The sequence below is a fragment of the Sunxiuqinia sp. A32 genome (assembly GCF_052690465.1).
In genome coordinates this window covers 134,378-154,552 of sequence record NZ_JBQYLI010000004.1, presented here as the reverse complement: position 1 = coordinate 154,552, position 20,175 = coordinate 134,378, and the positions used below count along the sequence as shown (strand labels likewise).

The 20,175-nt window shown below is 36.9% G+C and carries 15 protein-coding genes; 6 read left to right on the top strand and 9 right to left on the bottom strand.

Annotated elements, in window-relative coordinates:
* The gene (locus tag ACUNWD_RS05420; protein ID WP_445586762.1) at window positions 1-618 is read right to left on the bottom strand and encodes an SIS domain-containing protein; all 618 of its coding nucleotides are present in this window, start codon (window positions 616-618) and stop codon (window positions 1-3) included.
* Between the two features lie 274 nt (window positions 619-892).
* Between ACUNWD_RS05420 and sucC the strand changes: the two genes are divergently transcribed.
* The 5 genes from sucC to ACUNWD_RS05395 all read left to right on the top strand — a co-directional run bounded on the left by sucC (window position 893) and on the right by ACUNWD_RS05395 (window position 8,299).
* On the top strand, window positions 893-2,032 hold the full coding sequence (sucC, locus tag ACUNWD_RS05415) for an ADP-forming succinate--CoA ligase subunit beta (RefSeq protein ID WP_445586761.1): 1,140 nt from the start codon (window positions 893-895) through the stop codon (window positions 2,030-2,032).
* Between the two features lie 11 nt (window positions 2,033-2,043).
* Entirely contained in the window at window positions 2,044-2,925 is an 882-nt protein-coding gene (gene sucD, locus ACUNWD_RS05410) for a succinate--CoA ligase subunit alpha (RefSeq protein WP_445586760.1), read from the top strand.
* Between the two features lie 125 nt (window positions 2,926-3,050).
* Window positions 3,051-5,957, top strand: a complete 2,907-nt coding sequence (locus tag ACUNWD_RS05405) for a hypothetical protein (RefSeq protein ID WP_445586759.1) — start codon at window positions 3,051-3,053, stop codon at window positions 5,955-5,957.
* 4 nt (window positions 5,958-5,961) lie between these two features.
* Window positions 5,962-6,918: a mechanosensitive ion channel family protein gene (locus tag ACUNWD_RS05400; protein ID WP_445586758.1), complete on the top strand. Its 957-nt coding sequence runs from the start codon at window positions 5,962-5,964 to the stop codon at window positions 6,916-6,918.
* A 91-nt stretch (window positions 6,919-7,009) separates the two neighbouring features.
* Entirely contained in the window at window positions 7,010-8,299 is a 1,290-nt protein-coding gene (locus tag ACUNWD_RS05395) for a hexokinase family protein (RefSeq protein WP_445586757.1), read from the top strand.
* A gap of 74 nt (window positions 8,300-8,373) precedes the next feature.
* Here ACUNWD_RS05395 and ACUNWD_RS05390 read toward each other — a convergent pair whose 3' ends face one another.
* From ACUNWD_RS05390 to nadB, 8 genes are all read right to left on the bottom strand, one after another.
* Window positions 8,374-10,485 (bottom strand): peptidylprolyl isomerase, encoded by a 2,112-nt coding sequence (locus ACUNWD_RS05390; RefSeq protein WP_445586756.1) that lies wholly within the window; start codon window positions 10,483-10,485, stop codon window positions 8,374-8,376.
* An 83-nt stretch (window positions 10,486-10,568) separates the two neighbouring features.
* Entirely contained in the window at window positions 10,569-11,855 is a 1,287-nt protein-coding gene (locus ACUNWD_RS05385; RefSeq protein ID WP_445586755.1) for a hemolysin family protein, read from the bottom strand.
* Window positions 11,856-11,858: 3 nt separating this feature from the next.
* Window positions 11,859-12,440, bottom strand: a complete 582-nt coding sequence (gene lptC, locus ACUNWD_RS05380) for an LPS export ABC transporter periplasmic protein LptC (RefSeq protein ID WP_445586754.1) — start codon at window positions 12,438-12,440, stop codon at window positions 11,859-11,861.
* Window positions 12,427-14,061, bottom strand: coding sequence for a tetratricopeptide repeat protein (locus tag ACUNWD_RS05375; RefSeq protein WP_445586753.1), 1,635 nt, complete (start codon window positions 14,059-14,061; stop codon window positions 12,427-12,429). Before ACUNWD_RS05375 ends, lptC begins: the two co-directional genes overlap by 14 nt.
* 33 nt (window positions 14,062-14,094) lie before the next feature.
* Window positions 14,095-15,417 carry a hypothetical protein gene (locus ACUNWD_RS05370; protein WP_445586752.1) on the bottom strand — a complete coding sequence of 441 codons (1,323 nt, stop codon included), beginning with the start codon at window positions 15,415-15,417 and terminating at the stop codon, window positions 14,095-14,097.
* Window positions 15,401-16,135, bottom strand: a complete 735-nt coding sequence (locus tag ACUNWD_RS05365; protein WP_445586751.1) for a type III pantothenate kinase — start codon at window positions 16,133-16,135, stop codon at window positions 15,401-15,403. The genes ACUNWD_RS05370 and ACUNWD_RS05365 overlap by 17 nt, the downstream gene beginning before the upstream one ends.
* Window positions 16,132-16,977, bottom strand: coding sequence for a carboxylating nicotinate-nucleotide diphosphorylase (gene nadC, locus ACUNWD_RS05360; protein WP_445586750.1), 846 nt, complete (start codon window positions 16,975-16,977; stop codon window positions 16,132-16,134). Before nadC ends, ACUNWD_RS05365 begins: the two co-directional genes overlap by 4 nt.
* Window positions 16,974-18,545 (bottom strand): L-aspartate oxidase, encoded by a 1,572-nt coding sequence (gene nadB, locus ACUNWD_RS05355; protein WP_445586749.1) that lies wholly within the window; start codon window positions 18,543-18,545, stop codon window positions 16,974-16,976. The genes nadC and nadB overlap by 4 nt, the downstream gene beginning before the upstream one ends.
* A 437-nt stretch (window positions 18,546-18,982) precedes the next feature.
* On the opposite strand from nadB, the gene ACUNWD_RS05350 reads away from it, so the two are divergent.
* Window positions 18,983-20,173 (top strand): efflux RND transporter periplasmic adaptor subunit, encoded by a 1,191-nt coding sequence (locus ACUNWD_RS05350; protein ID WP_445586748.1) that lies wholly within the window; start codon window positions 18,983-18,985, stop codon window positions 20,171-20,173.
* Window positions 20,174-20,175 lie beyond the last annotated feature (2 nt).

Here is a 20,175-nt window from a genome sequence, read left to right as displayed (position 1 = left end):
TTATTTTTTGTTTTGAAGCCTCGCCTGACTTCTTGATTTATTTCCTAAGTATCCACCGTGATGGCGTTTGGCATATTCCTCATTTGAAAAACCAATCCGTTTCATCATCAGTACAACCAATACATCACCTAAGACAGTCATTGTTGTAGTTGATGTGCTTGGTGTTAATCCAAGCGTGCAAACTTCATCAGGATTTCCAGTAAAAAGGGCTGCGTCAGCCATTTTTGCCAAATCACTTTCCGTATTTCCTGTAATAACAATGATTGGAATATCTTTATATAAATTATCAATCAGATCCACTAGTTCAAGAATTTCTCTTGTTTTGCCAGAGTTGGATATTAAAAGCATCACATCATTGGGTTGCAGAACTCCTAAATCTCCATGCTGGGCATCGCTGGGATGTAAAAAAACTGCCGGTGTTCCGGTCGAGCTAAAAGTAGTTGCAATGTTTAATGCAATTTGTCCGGCTTTACCCATTCCACTGGCGACTAATTTCCCATTTTTTTGGTGAACATGTTTTTCAATAAGATTAATTGCTTTCTCAAATTGGTCGCTTACCGGAATTGATGATATTGCCTTGGCCTCCTGGTCGATAAGCCGTTGAACTTCTTCCTTCATTTTATAGGTTTATTTTGGTGCAAAACTAAGTTAATTTTTAGGTTCTTACAATCATTTCAGCTTTCACTTTTCTTCATTCTTTCAACAAATTTGAATAACGGAGTGTCAGTATTAATTCGTATTTGTTTGCTTAGCAATTTCTCTCAAACATTTCAGTATGATGAGTGTTAATATGTTTTATAATATTCCACAGATAAAAAATAACACTTCTAATGTTCTAGATATTTTAATACATTAGTAGTTAAACAAGGATACTAACCTTTAATTAAATAATATGAAGATACACGAATATCAAGCCAAGGAAATCTTCAAAAAATATGGCCTTCCGGTGCCGGGCGATGTACTTTGCCACTCGGTTGAGGAAGTAGAAAAAGTAATGGCAAAGAAATCAGGAATGGTTGTTGTTAAGGCACAGGTATTAGTTGGAGGGAGAGGAAAAGCCGGAGGTGTTAAGCTTGCAAAAAGTAAAGATGAAGCCGTAAAAATGGCAAAAGAGATTTTGGGAATGGATATCAAGGGATATACCGTTGAGAAAGTTCTTATTGCTGATGCTGTTGACATTCAAAAAGAATTTTATGTAGGTTTAATTAATGACCGTAATTCCAAGTCAGTAACTTTAATGGTAAGTGCCGAAGGCGGTGTTGAAATTGAAGAAGTGGCAAAAAACACACCAGAATTAATTCACAAGTTTAACATTGATCCTTTGACCGGTTTGATTGATTTTCAGGCACGGGAAATTGGCATGCAATTGTTTGGAGATGTGAAACTGGCCAGAAAAGCTGGAGGAATTTTTCAGAAATTGTACAAGCTTTTTGTAGAGACGGATGCTACAATTGCAGAAATTAATCCGTTAGTTCTAACCCCGGATGGCAAAATTTGGGCAATCGATGGCAAAATGAATTTTGATGATAACGCGCTTTATCGTCAACCTGAAGTTTTGAATATGAGAGAGGCGGATGAAGAAGAACAAAAAGAAATTGATGCTCATGAAAAAGGGCTTTCCTATGTGAAACTGGACGGAAACATTGGCTGCATGGTAAATGGAGCTGGTTTGGCAATGGCAACCATGGATATGATTAAACTTTACGGTGGTTCACCTGCCAACTTTTTAGATATTGGTGGTAGTTCAAATCCACAAAAAGTGGTGGATGCAATGAATATCTTATTGTCCGACGAGAATGTGAATGCGGTAATGATCAACATCTTCGGGGGAATCACTCGTTGCGATGATGTTGCCAGAGGCCTGATAAAGGCTTTAGAAATTATTAAAACAAACATTCCGATCGTTGTTCGCTTATCGGGTACAAATGCTGAGAAAGGATTGGCAATTATAAAAGAAGCTGGTCTTCCTACTGTTGGTACGATGAGTGAAGCTGCAAAAAAAGCGATTGAATTAAGTCAAACCAAAAACTAAAAACCAAAAAAATGAGTATTCTCGTAAATACAGATACAAAACTCCTTGTACAGGGGATTACTGGTCGAGACGGTCAGTTTCATGCAGGGAGGATGAAAGCTTACGGAACTAATATTGTTGCAGGTACTACCCCCGGAAAAGGGGGTGAAGATGTACATGGAATTCCGGTCTTTGATTCCGTTGAAGAGGCGGTGAGAAAAACTGGTGCAAACACATCAATTATTTTTGTTCCGGCTCCTTTTGCTGCTGATGCTATTTTGGAAGCATCATACGCAGGTATTGAACTTGTAATTGCAATATCTGAAGGAGTTCCAATTCAGGACATGATCAAGGTAACTTCAATAATTGAGAAAAATGGCACCAGATTAATTGGACCGAATTGTCCGGGCTTAATTACTCCGGATGAAGCACTGGTTGGGATCTTACCCGGAATGATCTTTAAAAAGGGAAATGTGGGATTAATGTCTCGAAGTGGAACACTTACCTACGAAGTTGTGAATATGCTTACAAAAAACGATATGGGGCAAAGTACTGTTGTTGGGATTGGTGGTGATCCTGTGGCCGGACTTTATTACATTGATTTATTGAAAATGTATGAGGCAGATCCAGAGACTGAAGGCATCGTGTTGATCGGTGAAATTGGTGGTGATGCCGAAGAACAAGCAGCTGAGTATATTGCTAAAAATATATCCAAGCCGGTAGTTGCATTTATCGCTGGTCAAACTGCTCCTCCCGGAAAACGAATGGGACATGCAGGTGCAATTATATCCAGTGGCTCAGGAACCGCTGAAGAAAAAATAAAAGCTTTTGCTGCAGCGGGAGTTCCTGTTGCAAAGGAACCCTCAGAAATACCAATCCTATTAAAGGAAAAGATGGCCAAGGAAACTGTTTAAAATGAATCCCGCAAGCTGCGGGATTTTTTTTGCAATAGAAATTTTGATCAATAGGGGGAAAATACTTTCAATAATGAAGCAATAATTTGAAGTTTATTGAATAAATTGGTTAATAAAGAATAATAATGATGAATCCTGTTAGTCCAACTATTTATAAAAAGATTAATGAAGTTCTGCTATCTTCTTTTCAGGTAGAGGATGAGTTATTTTCTGTATTTGGAAAGAGGAAGTTAAAGTCCTTAAATAGTGGATCAGATTTATATAATTTACCGAAAGACTACATTCAATTCACTAAGGAACTGAACAGCTTCTTTAAGAAAAATTTGAAGGATGCTGGGATTGACACATTTGCGAATAGTTGCCAGGATTTTAAATCTATCCTGGATTTGCTTGGCGATTTTCCGAATGCAACGGTAATTGAACAATCCAGGGAAAGGTTTTACTCTCAAGAAGAAGATTCTTCAAAAATTAAATTCTTCAAATTTTGGAAAAGGTTTTTTCTGAAGATAGGATGGGCGACTAGCAGAATTGGGAATATCTTCAGAAAAGAAAAAAGAAAGCTGAAGTTTTGGAAACAAATTGTACCGGAAAAATCTCTTGCGGAATATGTATTCTTGAATCGTTTTATCGAGGAATTATTTCCGGTTTACCAACAGTTGTTAAAAAATAAGGAAGATCGTATCCGCTTGTTTTATGAGATAGATTGGCATTTAGAACGGAAGATTTTCAATTCAGATGAATCAGTCTCATCTCATGCATTATTGGATGAGTTGAAGGATAATATCCAACAGGACAAAAATGAATTGGATTTGTTTTTCAATTCAATATATACAAAACTAAATGAGGAATTTAAGTCTCTGGGAGCAAAGACCGGGACCGTTGAGTTTTCTGTTAAAAATTTGAACAGAAAAAGATTGGTTCGCTCTTTGAAGAAACTGCTTTATGGTTTCGATAAAATACGAGTTGACTTGCAAATTAACCAATTTGCCTTGGCCGATTATTGGCGACTTAAACTGAATAACAGAAATCTTATTTTTGAGTTGCTCAGTAAGTTTCATACTCAAGGTAACGAAGTCGATAAGCAGTTAAATCAAGTTCTGAAACCTGTGTTTATTGAATTTAAAAAATCGCTGACTAAGATTGTTGATCAGTTGTCATCGGTTAAGAATACTTCCACTACAGATATTTTATCAATGAAAATACAAGTGGAAGATAAGGTCTCCGAATCGTTACAATTGATATATCGTTCCCGTATTGCGTATCAGTTAGAAAAAACATTAACAGATTTTGAAAAGGATATATTGTCAAGTCCGTCTGTATTTGTTTTTGCACCGAATGTGTTTCATGGAAAGCAAGTATTAAAAAAACAGCTTAAGTTGGTTCGCTCGGGTGAAATACTTCAAGGAGCAATATTAGGTATAGTTAAAAAAGGCTATGCTGAATATCAAAAGAAGATTGGTCTAAAGGTTCAAAAGTTGAATGATAACTTGACTGAAATTCAACACCTTGTTGAATACTCCGTTGAGTATTATCAGGAACAATCTGATAAAGAAAGTGGATTAAAAGAGCTCATTGATGGAATTAGTCGGTCTGTTAGAAAGGCCGAAGAAAATCTGGGGTATTTATCTGATTTGGAAGAATTGGCTTTACAGGCTGCTAATAGTACATGCTCAGGATTTATTGAGACAAGCTTGCAATTCTTTGAACCTGATCGTTTATTTAAAACCGAAAAGGAAAATCGTAGGCGTGCCTACTTTGCCAGAAAAAAGGAGTTTATAAGTTCGCGATTGCTACAGGTAATTCAACTTTTAAAACTGAGTACACGCTGGCTTAAAAGATTTTATGCTGAATCAAATGATCGATATTTTAATCTGCGGAATTTGTTGGGAATCTCAACAGAAAAAGAACCGATTAGCTCCGAACTTTCCAACTATCTTTCAGAAACAAAAGAAGCAATAAAACGATTGCCGGTACTATATCAGAAGCTCTTTGAAGCATCATCTTTAACTGACGAGCGTTTTTATATTCCCCGAAAGCCGGAAATGAGTAAACTCGTTAAATCATATGAAAGTTGGAAGAAAGGAAATTTTGCTCCAACCTGTCTGGTTGGGGAGCAGGGGAGTGGGGCAACTACCCTGTTTAATTTTTTCACTAATGAAGTTCAGGATGAAACTGAGGTTGATCATTTTATCATTTCTAAAAAAATCACAACAGAAGTTGAATTTGTAAATTATTTCAAACAGGTGTTTCCTGGTGTGAGCTTTGAGTCGTTGGAGGAGTTGATTTTTAAAGTTAATGGACTGCAAAATCCCAGAATCATAATCCTTGAAAATATACATAACCTGTATATTCGACGAAATGGAGCAATGGGCAATCCGCTGCTGCTTTTTAAATTAATGAGTTCAACCAATAAAAATGTTTTTTGGCTTTGTAGTTGTTTCGTCTATGGTTGGAAATTATTGGACTACACCTTGAGTATTTCCGGGTATTTTGCTCATGTGGTTGATTTTGAGATGATGTCTCAGGAAATGGTGAGAAAGGCGATCATGTTGCGACACCGTGTTAGTGGGTTCGATCTAAAGTTTATTGAGTCGGAGCATTTTTCACCTAAAAGGGGATATCAAAAGTTATCAGAGGAGGAAAAGCAAACGTATTTAAGCGATTTGTTTTTTCAGGAGTTGTGGGAACATGCCCAGTCGAATATGACCATGGCTTTTATCTATTGGCTGCGGGCTATTATCAAAGTTGAATCGGATACGCTTTATCTTCAGCAAAAGCAATTAAGTTATAGCTTTTTAAACTCGTTAAAGGAAAGTGAACTTACTACGCTGCATGCGGTATTAATTCATGGTGGTTTAACCATTGAAGAACTCGCAGCAGTATTGAGAATCGACTATCAGGAGAGTGCCAGAAGGTTAATGGTATTGGATGATGACGGACTTCTGGATTATTCGGGTGAAAAACAGGTTATTAATCCGTTGCTTTACCGGACATTGGTTGGACAGTTGAAATCGTTAAACTTTATTTATTAAAGCAATGAAAAAGCTGCTTTTTTATTTCATACTAGCATTACTTATTTCCCCTTCATTTGGGCAGGTGGTAGAGCAGGTCGTTGAGAATCCTGTTGAAACGGATATTCAGGTATTGCTAACAGATACTGTTTCTGAAAAGCAAACGACTTTGGGAAAAACGATTGATAGTATTCCAACGGTCCAGATAAAAGAGATTTTTTCCATCTCTAAGATCTTTTGGGCAACCGTTTTTTTCTTAATTGCTTATTTCATTATTCGGTTCATAGGCAAGAGTATCGAAACCTGGTCGGAGAAAAATGCAGAAAGAAGGATTCGCGGTAAAGCAATTCTTCCGGTTGTTAAAATTGTTAGTTGGCTGATAATAAGTTACATTATTATTCGTGGTATTTTTCAACCTCCAGTTGAATCACTGATTGCGTTTGGTGCATCTGTTGGGGTAGCTGTAGGATTTGCGGCACAGGATGTTCTCAAAAATATATTTGGTGGTTTTGTGATTCTTATTGATCGACCATTTAAGGTTGGAGACAAAATTGAGGTAGGAGACGTTTATGGAGAAGTATTGGACATGTCGTTGCGCTCAACCCGAATTCATACGCCTGATGATTCGGTGGTGACGCTACCCAATGGAGACCTGTTGAATCAGCCAATTTCAAACTCAAACTCTGGAGAGTCTAATTGCCAGGTAGTGGCTGAGATTTTTCTGCCAATCACCATTGATACCGAAAAGGTAAGGAAGATCGCTATAGAAGCTGCACACACATCAAAGTTTGTCTATCTTGCAAAACCTATTGTGGTCCTGTTTTTCAACGAGATAAAACATGAAAAGCTTTGCTATAAAATGAGGCTGAAAGCATATGTTATGGACATCCGGTATGAGTTTCAGTTCAAAAGTGAAATGAATGAAACAGTAATGAGCGAGCTGTTAAGTTCTGGAATAATCGACTCAAGAATATCCATTTGATTGTGTCATTACACGCCTGGATAACAAGATGTTTTTTCGCTATTTTTTTATCTTTATAACCATCTAAAACTAACTTCTATAAACAAACCAGATGAGTATTGAAATCGCGAACAATTTTTTAGCAAAATACAAAATGAGAGCAGACGATTTTGACCTGAAAGAAATGGTTGAAGCGTTTATTGATGAAATGGAGAAAGGGCTGAAAGGATTGCCGTCTTCACTTTTAATGTTGCCTACCTATATTGAAGCTGAGAATGAATTTCATTTTGAGAAACCAGTAATTGCTATCGATGCCGGGGGGACAAATTTTCGAGCAGCTGTTATGCATTTTAATAAAGATGGCGAGTTGGTTACGGATCATTTACAAAATAGGAAAATGCCAGGGCTTACCGAAGAAGTTTCCAGAGACGAATTTTTTCAGCAAATGGCTTCTTGTTTGCATGATTATGCCGAGCTGTCTGATCATATTGGATTTTGCTTTTCATATGCTGCAGAGGTATTACCTAATAAAGATGGACGGATACTTCATATTAGTAAAGAAATAAAAGCAAAAGATGCAGAAGGAGCTTTAATTGGCGAGAATCTTTTAAAGGCGATGGGCACTCCTGAAAAAAAGATTATCATTTTGAATGATACTGTCTCAACCTTATTGGCTGGAAAATCTGCTTCTGCGCATAAGACTTATGATTCGTTTATTGGTTTTATTTTGGGGACTGGCACGAATGTTTCATACATTGAGCAAAATAGTAACATCATCAAAACGAAAGGGCTTGATCCAGAAAAAAGTCAGATTATTAATATTGAATCATGTGATTTCAATCTGGCAGCTCGATCAGCGATCGATATTGCCTTTGACAATGAAACAAGTGATCCGGGAATGGATACTTTTGAAAAGATGTTTTCTGGAGCATACTTTGGTGGATTGTGCTTACAGACATTAAAAGTTGCTGCAGATGAAGGTGTATTTAGTGAAAAGACGAGTGCATTAATTAAGCAAGTTGATCAATTAAGTTCGGAAGATGCCAATAGCTTTACTTTTGGAATTGCTGAGCCTGATAATCCGCTGAAAGAAGCCGCATCAACAGAAGAGGATGCAGAAACCATTTGCTATCTGATTGATGCACTTATTGAGCGAGCGGCTAAACTGGCTGCAGGTAATTTGGCCGCTGTAGTTTTAAAGACAGGCAAAGGGAGAGAACAAGAAGGGCCAGTCTTAATAACAATAGAAGGTACTACTTATTACAAATTGAAAGGACTTCAAATTCAATTTGAGAGTTATTTAAAAGATTTCTTATCAGGTGATAAACAGCGATATTTTGAAACGATTGAGGTGGAACAATCGAGTTTGGTTGGAGCTGCATTAGCTGCTTTGGTGAATTGATAAAAGAAAATATACCTTCAGTTTTGAGCAAAAAAAAGCAGGCTAATTAGCCTGCTTTTTTGATAGGTATGATTCTAATAGAATTTTGATCTTTTGTCATCAATCTCAACAGAGTTGCGTTGAGCTTCATAAGCCTGATAATTTGCTCTATATCCTAACGATTGAGCAAGTCTGGTCTTTTCAGCATCCAAATTTTCGTCTGTTCCTTCAGTAACTGTTACTACTTCAACAACAAAAACGCCATTGTTTCCTTTAATAGGTGTGCTGATTTTACCTTTTTCAAGACTTGACAAGGTTCCAATAACATTTGGTTCAGCACCAACTCCTGGAATTGAGAATGAATTAAATGAAAGATTGTTTGCAGATTTTACTTCGGTATTCAATGAAGATGCCAGTGCTTCCAAGCTGTCACCCGAAGCTGCTTTCATTTTTGCAACCAAAGCATCTGCTTTTTTCAACTTTTTCACAGCAAGCTCAACACGTGGTTTTACATCTTCGAATGAAGCTGTTCCTTCATCTGTGATTCCTGCTAAAGCAGCAATGATAAAGCTATCACCCAATTCAAAGATTGGAGAACCTTCATTGTTTGCTAAAATATCTTCTTCATCAGCCTGATATGCTGATCTGATTAAACTTCTTGAAGATTCTAATCCAGCGATCTCACGTTGGTTTTCATTTACTGTCGCAATTTTTTTATTTAATTTTTGTTCAGCAATTGAATTTGTGAATGCTTCGTAATCTTGGTTTTCACCAACAAACTTACTTGCCAGCGCATATACATTCTGGTAGGTTTGTGTGCTTGGTTCAACAGTTCTTGACAAAGTAGCTAAACGAACTTGTTTAACTTCTTTCCCTTTTTGGGTAGGTTGTACAAGGTGAACTCCAAATTGTGTTGTTACCGGATAAACCTCTTTTACTTTTCCGTTAAAGGCTGCTTCTTCGAATGGTTTAACCATTTGTCCACGTTTAAACCATCCTAAATCTCCACCTTTGCGAGCTGATCCTGGATCCTCAGAATATGTTTCTGCAAGTGTGGCAAAGTTTGCGCCTTTTTCAATTAATCCTTTAAGACTATCAGCTAAAGCGATTGCTTCATCATAGCTGCCAACAGTTTCTGGCTTAATCAGAATGTGACGAGCCTGAACAGAATCAGGTAAATCTTTAAAATCATCAATTTTAACTAATTTATAAGAATTTCCTTCTTTGTAAGGACCATAAACACTGCCTACTTCACTATTGAAAGCAAATTCAGCAAGGTCTGCACTCAAATCTTCTTTCTTTTGATATACATTTTCAAAACGAATATCTGAGTTTACATTTACGTATTGCTCATTATCTTGAATTGATTCAAATTCTGATTTTGAATCTTCGACCCACTTCAAAGTGTTTGCATCATCTTCGTCTGAAGCAACAACATCAAAAGAGATATATTCGATAGTTCTGGATGCTTCTTGTTTATAGTCTTCCAGATGGTCGTTGTAGTAACTTTTCAATTCCTTTTCTGAAACAGTGATAGCACTATCCGAGATATTGCTGAAAGGAAGAGTGACAAATTGCACATTTGCCTGATGATTTTTTGCGGCAAGGCTATTTTCAGCTTCCATATTTGTAACATATAATCCCTGACGGATCATGTTCGTATATTTTGCCTGAATGCGCTCTTCCTTGATTTGACTTTCAATATATAGCCAATATGCTTTTTGCTGACTTGTAGCATTGCCTTCCAATGATTTTAGAAACTGGAGGACAGCTGTTTTGTCAACCTGACCTGTCGTTTGATTGCGAAACAATTGCTGAATAATTGGATGAAGGTTATTTCCTTGCACCATATCGAATAGTTCGTCAGAAGTTACTGTAATTCCAAGGTCTTCATAAACGTCACCCATAACGATATCGCGAACCACTTTTTGCCAGGCTTGTTCCCGAACTTGTGTCCATGCATTATCATCTAATTGATTGTTGCCGGTATTCATCTTATAGATATCGGCTAATTCTTCAATTTGCTTCTGAAAATCTGGATATTGCACAGACTCACCATCGATTTCAGCAACTTCTAATTGTTGCGGCCTCATTAGGGAACTTCCTGATCGCAATAAATCTCCCAAAATAAAAGCAAATAATGCTAGGCCAATAATAATCGCTACTAATAAACCAGCACGATTTCGTATTTTCTGTAATGTAGCCATTGACTGTTAGTTATAGATATTATGATTTCACTTAATTTTTTCGCGCTACGAAGATAATAATTTTAGATATTAATCCTTAAAAATCAGTTTTTATTTTGGGTGTTCTCCAATATCTTAAGGTTTACCAATTCTATTCGGGTACTGGTAGCTTTTAATATCTTAAATTGATAATTATGGATGTCGATGATCGTATTTATTTTAGGGATGCTTTCGTGATTGAACAGGATGAATCCTGCCAGAGTCTCGAAGTTTTCTTCAACAGGGAATCCCAAGTTGTACTTTTCATTCAAGAAATCAAGTTCGAATCGTGCCGAAAAAACAAATTCAGTTTCAGATATTTGACGATCAACAAGGTCGACAGTGTCATGTTCATCTTCAATTTCGCCAAATATTTCTTCCAAAATATCTTCACTGGTAACCATTCCTGAAGTTCCGCCAAACTCGTCAACAACAATAGCGATGCTTCTGTGCTGTTGAATAAACATTCCTAAAAGTTTACTGGCAGGCATTGTTTCGGGTACAATTAAAACTTTTTTCAGGGTTTGCCTGATTGATCCTGGATGAGTAAATAAAACAGATTGATGGATGTATCCGATAATGTTGTCGATATTTTCCTGGAAGAATAATATGCGTGAGTAACCGGTTTCGATAAATTTCTGGTTTAATTCATCTATCGTAACAGCATCGATATCCATGGCGACCATTTCGGTTCGCGGAATCATAATTTCACGCAGTTTTACTTTGGAAAAATCTAGTGCGTTACGGAAAAGCTTTATTTCATTTTCAATATCATGCAATTCTCTATTTTCGTTTTCATCTTGCTCATTCACAAAGTGATCGAGATCAATTCGGCTAAATGCAATTTTATCCTGAGCATTGGTAATTGTATCGCCAAAAATTCCATTGATTAGCAGTCTCGAAACAGCCATTGTGAATTTGGTGATGGGGTAGAATATGAAGTAAAAAAATGCAATTGGAATTGCAAACACTTTTAAGAATGCATTTGGTTTAATACGAAAAAGTGTTTTTGGAAGGAACTCTGCTGATACTAAAATTATTAACGTTGAACTAACGGTTTGAAGAAATAATACCAGACTGGCAGACGAAAATACCTGGTAAAAAAAGGGTTCGAGTAATTTGGCAAAAGCTATACCATAAATTACCAGTGCAATATTATTTCCAACCAACATGGTTGCAATATACTGTCCTGGATTTTTTGTGAAAATAGAAAGAATTCGTGAGTAAGCAGAGTCTTGTTGTTTGTCAAGTTCCAGCCGCAGTTTATTGGACGACACAAACGCAATTTCCATACCCGAGAAAAAAGCGGAAAATAAAATAGTAACCAGAATAATTATGATTAGAATTTCCATGTGTTATTCTTCAACATCGATGTAAAGTGTTCCTTTCGGATCTTTAATTTTCCAATTGGCGAGGTTTTGATCAGACTCAAATCCTACACCTGTTATTATTTGGTCTTTACGGATGATTTTAACAAATTGTTCGGAGTATATCTTTCCTTTTTCTTCTTCCCACGTTAACTGTTCTGTCTTTAACGTGTCATTTTCGGCATTAACAGCTATCACATTATTTTTGGCTTCCCATCGTTGCTCCTTATCATATAGGCGGGCATAGTCTGCAGATATATTGGATACAATCTGCATTTTTTCATCAAATTTTTCAATATAAACGCCTTTGGGGAATTCAGTAAAAGGATCTTTCTCTTCTTCGAATCGAATGAGTTCTGGTGTTTTTAACTTGTAACGAATAACGGTTGAGTCTGAGTAAAGCATCTCAAAGTCGAAAGCGGTTACGGCGGGCCTTTTTTCGTCCGTTGCGTAAGCCTTTATTGTTTCAATGTCATTGCTGCAAGAAAAGAAAAGCACTGCAATTCCCATAATGAGAATTGCAATGCTTGAACTTAAATATCTTTTTTGAGAAGTGTTACTTCTTTGCACGTGCTTTAGTTGTTTCATTGATCCAACTACCAATTTTTATAGTTTCTCCGTCTTGTTGTCCCTGGAAGAACATAGTTTCTTTGTCTGGGAAATAAACAGAATAAGTGCTTATCTTTTTGTTTGCTGTTGCAAATACATCCGGATCAACACGCTTCGATTTTTGGTAATAATCTACGGCCAACCAATACATCATTGTATGTTCGTAATCGCTTTCTCCATAATGTTTAGCATATTGAGCATAGATGTCACCAAGTAGAATATAGGCACGTCCGGAATTTGGATTATTTTCAATCGCTTTACGCGCATAGTTTCTTGCAGTCTGGAAATCCGTTTCTTTTGCAAAAATAAATAATCCTAATTCGTAATAGTATTTGGCAAGCAACTCTTTATCCGTTTCAGATGAGATTGCATTTTTATAGTATTCTTTTGCTCTGTCAAATTCATCTCTTTTTACAAATAGACGAGCCATGTTGAAAGCAGCTTCAGCAGATGGTTCCAAATCATATAATTTTTCTGAAGCTTTTGCAAATAATTCACTTTCAGTACAGTCTTGTCTGTCCAAAATACGAAGCATCTTTTTCAATAGATCGATATCTTTTGAAATCTCTTCGAATTGAGGTTCATATAAACTAATAAGGGCTTCACAGTCAGCAGCACCACTGGTTTGGAATGCTTTGTCTACCCATTCTTTTGCAGTGTTGAATTTATCGCTGTCTGATTCTTCCTGCAAGTATTTATTGAGAATATTGGAAGCCGTTTGATAGTTTTCTGCTACTTTCTCTTTTGGCAATTCACCCATGATGAAAAGCCTTTTTGTTGCTTGCATAAATACAACTAATACAGCTGCTTCAGATTCATTCTTTTCAAGTTTAATTGCCTCGTCAAGATATTCGTATCCTTGCTTATAGATTGACTTCAATTGGTCATCATCCAAATTTTCATTACCTAATTTATATTTTAGATAATCAGTACCCATGCGACCAAGAACAAAACCTCTCTGATCAAAGTATTTAGTACGACGCTCATAAACTGACATTAGTGAGTCGATATAAGTATCTTTTTTACTCCAATCAGTAGCTTTATTAATCATGTCTTCGTACATGTTTAATCCATGGATGTAAATATTAATTGTAGATTTTGGATATTTATAGTAAACCTTTGACCATGGCTCCATTGCTGACTTGTAATCTTTTTGCTTGTAAAATTGATCGTACATCGTCAGGTTATTCATGAAGTTAGTTACTTTCGCCTTGATCAGTTGGTCACTAGTTCTTAAGTCAACACCAGTTCCTGAACTTTCTGCTTTAGCTGTAGGAAGTTTGCCATCAAAACTAAAATCGATTTGATTGCTGCTATTTCCTTCTATATCCAACTTGCGAGAATCGTCAATGAAAGTAAATTTAAGATACTTACTTTTTGCGTCAGCTTCAATTTCGTATTTGCCATCAAAACTTGTCATAAAGGTGGCGCTTGACTTATGAGCTTCAACGGTTACGCCAGCAGCTGGTTTCCCTTCGCGGTAAACCGTCCCTTTGATAACGCGTTGTGCAACAGCCGAGATGCTCATCACCACAACAAGTGTGAATGTTAATAGGTTTGTTTTTGAGAATAAAGGTTTCATGATCGAGAGTATTTTAATTACAATATATTTAAATTAATCGAACTTCCGTTGGAAGAACCATCTGTCATGGAGGTTCAAATATAAACTTACTTTAGTATAGTTTTCACGTACTAAGCTATTTACCGTTGTTCCTCTACGTCCAGCTTCAACTGCTAAGTTAATTGTTGAACGTGATCGATTTACTGGTAACCCAACACCAAAACTTATGCCAAACTCATTAATTTGTTTGTCGCCAATCTTTAAATATGACTTTTCGTAGTGTAGTCCAGCGCGATACTTAACACGCTTAAAGAAACTTCGTATAGAAGCAGCTTCTGGTATATATTCTCCTCCGATTGAAAAACGGCTTAAGTTTTCTGCACTTACAGCATCAGTACCTGTCGTGTTATCTGGGTTTAAATAATCATTTATAGAATTTCCATAAAATTTGGCTTCACCCCATTTTGAGAAATAATAATCAACGTTTAATTCGTACTTGTCTGTTTTAGCTAAAGATGCACCAAACGCAATTGAAGTTGGTAATTGAATAGTGCTTTTTTCTTCGTCTGCGAACGATAACGTATCTATTAATACTTCAGTAGATGAAATCGCCAGATAATTTCTTCGAATAAGATTTCTAAAAGCAGTAAACTCGGGTTTACTTTCAAGAGTACCCCCCAAGGTTAAATATTTGTCGTTTTTTAAAGGAATGTCATATTGAACACCCAAATTGTAAGCAAAGTCACGAAGACGGCTGCTTTCAACTTTGCTGTAGTTGTATATATCAGCTCTATCAAATATCACTTCATCTGCCTGGTTTAAGGTTCCAAACAAATAATAAAGGTTGAAACCTAAAGAAAGTGATTCAGTTACGTCAACACCAACACCAAAAAACGCTTTTGATAGAGTTCCGTCACCAATGAAGCTATGGCGTGCATTTCCATATTCATCAGTTTCATTTTGAAACGTAATTTCATAACCTTTGTCAGCAAATGGAGTAACTCCCATTGCCATTCCCAACCAATGTGTTACCGGCCAGTTTAATGCAAAATATCGAAAGTTGACATCATTTGTCGTATACTGCGATGTTGCAGATTTATAGTCAGAAAAACGTCCATCGACCCCAAATTCAAAAACGAAAGACATACTGTCGATCGATGCGTACGATGCCGGGTTGCTGATGTTAATCTGCAAATTATGCCGACTACCTATTGATGCACCACCCATTGCTGCAAAACGTCCGTAGGAGTATGGATGAAGATCACCTAACCCGAAGCGGGAATAGGGTGAAGAAGTATTGTTGTTTTGAGCAATTGTTGTCCATGTGCAAAGTAGCAACAAGCTTGAAAGTAAAATTCCGCTAAGTCTCTTTAACATTGTATTCCAGTATTCTGTTTAGACCAATGAGGGTCAAATTTAAGTGTACAAAGATGGAATTTTTTAATTTCTTATCAAAGAATTTAGCATCCCCCCCAGTGATAATGATTTGTAATTTTTGATAAAGATTGTTAAAGTAGTTGATGTATTGCTCCACTTCAAACAGAATTCCCAACTGAACTCCAGCCCTGATGGCAGACTCGGTAGTGGTTCCAATTTGCTGAAAATCATCCTCTATGGAGATCAGTGGGAGTTTCCCCGTGAACTGACTTAATGCTCTGAATCGGGTTGTTAGGCCCGGTGAAATATTCCCTCCTAAATACTCATTTTTTGCATTTATTATTTCATATGTAATTGCAGTACCTGCATCTACCACTAAAATATTTGTATTGGGAAATAAAGTTGTAGCACCGACTGCTGCTGCAATTCTGTCTTTCCCTAAAGTTTCCGGAGATTTATATTTATTGATGATAGGTATTTGCGTTTTGGAGTCCAATTCAATGAAACAGTCAAATGTTTGTTCGAGGTAATCTTTAATTTCAGCAGGATAATCCCTTACAGATGAAAGTATCACATTGTTAAGTTCATCGTACTTTTGAGTAAACTGACTTAAAATATCAATACTTATGTCTTCAAAAATTTCATTGAAAATAATTTCACTATTCCTAAAAATAGCAACTTTAACACGCGTATTACCTATGTCAATGATTAGGTTCATGCTTCTAAACGCTGGCTGATGTCCATTGCCTGAACTGAATGAGTTAGTGCGCCAATTGAAATGTAATCAACTCCAGTTGCGGCAACTTCTTTTAATCGCTCCAATGTCATGTTTCCGGAAGCCTCAACTTTAGCTTTTCCATTAATAATCTCAACAGCTTGAGTCATGGTCGCATTATCCATATTATCTAACATGATAATATCTGCACCCGCTCCCAGTGCTTCTTTTACTTGGGCAATGGTCGTCGTTTCGACTTCAATTTTAATATCCGCAGGGATTTTTGCTTTAATTTGATCAACTGCAGCCGTAATTCCACCAGCAACTTCAATGTGGTTATCTTTAATCATAACCATATCAAATAATCCAATGCGGTGATTGGTAGCACCTCCCGTCTTTACGGAATATTTATCAAGCATTCTAAATCCTGGAAGCGTTTTTCGTGTGTCAAGAATAACTGTTTTGTAATCTTTAACAGCATCGGCATAAATTGCAGACATGGAGGCAATTCCACTCATCCGCTGAAAGAAGTTTAATGCAGTTCGCTCACCTGTTAAAAGTGCACGGTATGATGCTTCAAAACGAACAATAATATCACCAGATTTTACTTTGTCTCCATCTTTCACTTTTGTGTCCCATATTAATGTCTGATCAAGCTTGCGGAATACGATTTCAGCAACTTCCAATCCTGCAATCACACCATCTGCTTTGGCAACCATGTATGCATTTTTCCTGGTTTCAGCAGGAATTAAATTGTCTGTTGTAATATCCCCTGTAGCTACATCTTCTTCTAAAGCAAGATCGATAAGCAAGTTTGCAGCTTTTAATTCTTTTTCGTTCATCATTTTTTTACAGGAATAAATTCGGGTTCTTTATTTTTTTCTTGAATAATATGCAATCTGAAATCCGGATTCTCGTGCTGGAAATCCTCTCTGATGTGACCTCCTCTACTTTCTTCTCTTAGTAATGCAGAGTAGGTAATTAATTGGCAAATCTCTGTAATTTGAAGTGCTTTCTGAATGTTGTAGTCCTCTGGCTTTTCCGGGATTTGTTTTCTAATTTCTTCTAAATGGTCAAGCGTTTTTTTCAATGTTTGTCCATCTCTTACAATTCCAACATTCGCTGACATCAAATCGGCAATGTCGTTTTTAATTGTTAGGAAGAAATCTTCATGTTCTTTGAGATTTGTCATGTAATCCTGAGCATGAATCTCTGTGTCGGGTATTGGGTGTTGAGATGCTCGTTCGCTTGCTCTTTTTCCAAATACCAGGCATTCCAGTAATGAATTACTGGCGAGTCGGTTCGCTCCCATGACTCCGGTTGAAGCTACTTCGCCACACGCAAATAGCCCGGGGATATTTGTTTCACCGTGAAGATCTGTTTTTATTCCGCCAACCATGTAGTGAGCTGCTGGCGCTATTGGCAGTAGATCAGTTGTCATGTCATATCCGCATTCTTTCAGCTTATGGTAGATGTTCGAGAAACGGCTTTTGATTTTGTCCGCATCCAAATGTTTAAGAGATAAAAATACATTCGGGATTTGTTGTCTTTGCATTTGTTTGAAAATTGAAAAAGCAACAATATCTCTCGGGGCCAATTCCGCGAGCGGATGAACTTCTTTCATGAATCGTTCATTCTTGTCATTCAATAACCAAGCTCCCTCTCCACGGACAGCTTCACTGATCAAAAAAGCATCTTTGTTTTCAATGGAGAGCGCTGAGGGGTGAAATTGTATAAATTCCATATCAGCCAAACAAGCACCAGCTTCAAAAGCCAATGCAATGCCGTCTCCGGTTGCAGTATGCGGATTGGTTGACCTGCTAAATATTCTGGATAATCCTCCGGTTGCAAGAATGCTAGCCTTTGCTTTAAACGTTAGATTTTCTCCAGTCGTAAAATCGATAGCTTGTGCGCCTACACATTTCCCGTCTTGTACAATCAACTTGGTTACTGCGGTATATTCGAATGAAGAAACTGTGGGTTGTTCGGTAGCCTTTTGAAGCATAAAACATGTGAGTTCTTTGCCTGTTGCATCTCCTCCCGCATGTAAAATTCTTCGTTTGCTGTGTCCTCCCTCAAGACCTAAAACATATTTGCCGTCTACCTGATCAAACTTCATGCCCATTTCGATGAGTTCCATAATGCGGTCACGCCCCTCATTCACTAAAATTTCAACAGCTTCTTTTTCACAGAGTCCTCTGCCTGCAACAACTGTATCGTGGTAATGTAATTCAGGTGAATCATCCTCCATAATGGCACCCGCAATTCCGCCTTGTGCATAATATGAATTGCTCGTGTCGAGTTGTGATTTGGTAATGATGGCTACCGTTCCGTGTTTCGATGCATGAAAAGCAGCCGATAATCCAGCAAGACCACTTCCTATTATGATCGTGTCAAAATTTAAAACTTGCATTGAGTTTGATAGTTCGCGTCAATAGAAAGGCAAAGGTATATAAACTGTTTTTATGATTGCTTAAATAACTAGTCTTTTTACTATTGGATGCTTGATTTAACCTATTGGAAAGATTTTTGCATTGTGTTTAGAATTATTTACACTTTATATGGGGTGTTCTGATGAATATATTCAGAAATTGCCAGATGAATTATTTAGTTTTATTCTGGCTATAACTCGCTGGAATATTGTAGTGTATACAATTAGATTGATTTTTTAGTTAATTATTTCGCATAATTATTGTAATTACTTTAAACTATTGAGGTCTTTTTGTATCAAAATGTGAATATTAAATGAAGTGTTCACAATGAACACTTTCCTTCGAATAGGCTGGTTTATATATTTTGTAAATTAGCAGTTGGAAAATAAAAACATTAACAAATATATCATTCAATCACATGAACTGGAGAAAAACAACATTTGTAACTGTTGCCCTGATTACATTATTAGGAGGTTCAGCTGCATTATCAGAGCTCTTTATTTCATTGAAGCCTGAGCCCCCAAGAAGACCTGATGAAGATTTAAAACGTTTCGTAAAAACTGAAGTAGTTGACTATGGTGAACTGGAATCACCGGTTTTTGCTCGTGGAAGAGTTGTTTCGGGAAATGAAGTAACATTGGTTTCTGAAGCCGCAGGTAAAATAGAACAGGGGCAAGTAAGTTTAAAAAAAGGAACCTCCTTTAAAAAAGGGCAGTTATTAGCCGTTATTTATAAAGATGAAGTGGAGTTGGCTCTGAAAGCCAGGAAAAGTACGTTCTTAAATTCGTTAACCAATATATTGCCGGATATGAAGATCGATTTTCCGGATAGTTATGATGTCTTTCTTAATTTCTTTAATGAGATTGGTTTAAATGAAAGTCTTCCCGAATTGCCTGCTACTGAGAATGAAAAACTGAAGATATTTTTAGCGAGTAGAAATATTTTGAGTGATTATTATGGAATCAAACAAGACGAAAAGAAATTAGCGAGACATTCATTGTACGCACCATTTGAAGGAACTTTTACCCAAGTAAACTCTGAAGTTGGAGCATATGTAAACTCGGGGAGTCAAATTGCGAAAATGATTAGCACTGGAAAGCTGGAAGTTGAGGTTCCGGTTGAAAATTCGTTTAGTAAATGGATTCGGATTGGAGATCCGGTGGATCTTTATTCACCAGAAGGTCAAGTTGAGATGAAAGGTCGGGTTGCCAGAAAAGCTGATTTTGTGGATATGAATACGCAGTCGAGAAGTATTTTTGTGCAGGTTGTTAATACAGGAGGAAAGGAACTTCTTTCAGGAGAATATAAGCAGGTAGAATTTCCAGGTCATCTTATTTCTGACGTGATGGAAATGCCAAGAGGTGCTGTATTTAATTCAAATGAGGTATTCACAGTTGTTGATGGAAAACTTAAGAAAGAAGAGATTGATATTGTAAAGGTAAATGAAACAACTATAATATTTAATGGAATATCTGAGGGAGTGCATTTAGTTGTTGAGCCGCTAATAAATGTAAAAGAAAATAGTCCAGTTAGTATTTTTAGTGCTGAAGAGGGGAATCAATCCCCCGGTAATAAACAAAAACAGGTGAAAACACAATTGGGGAGGTAAAT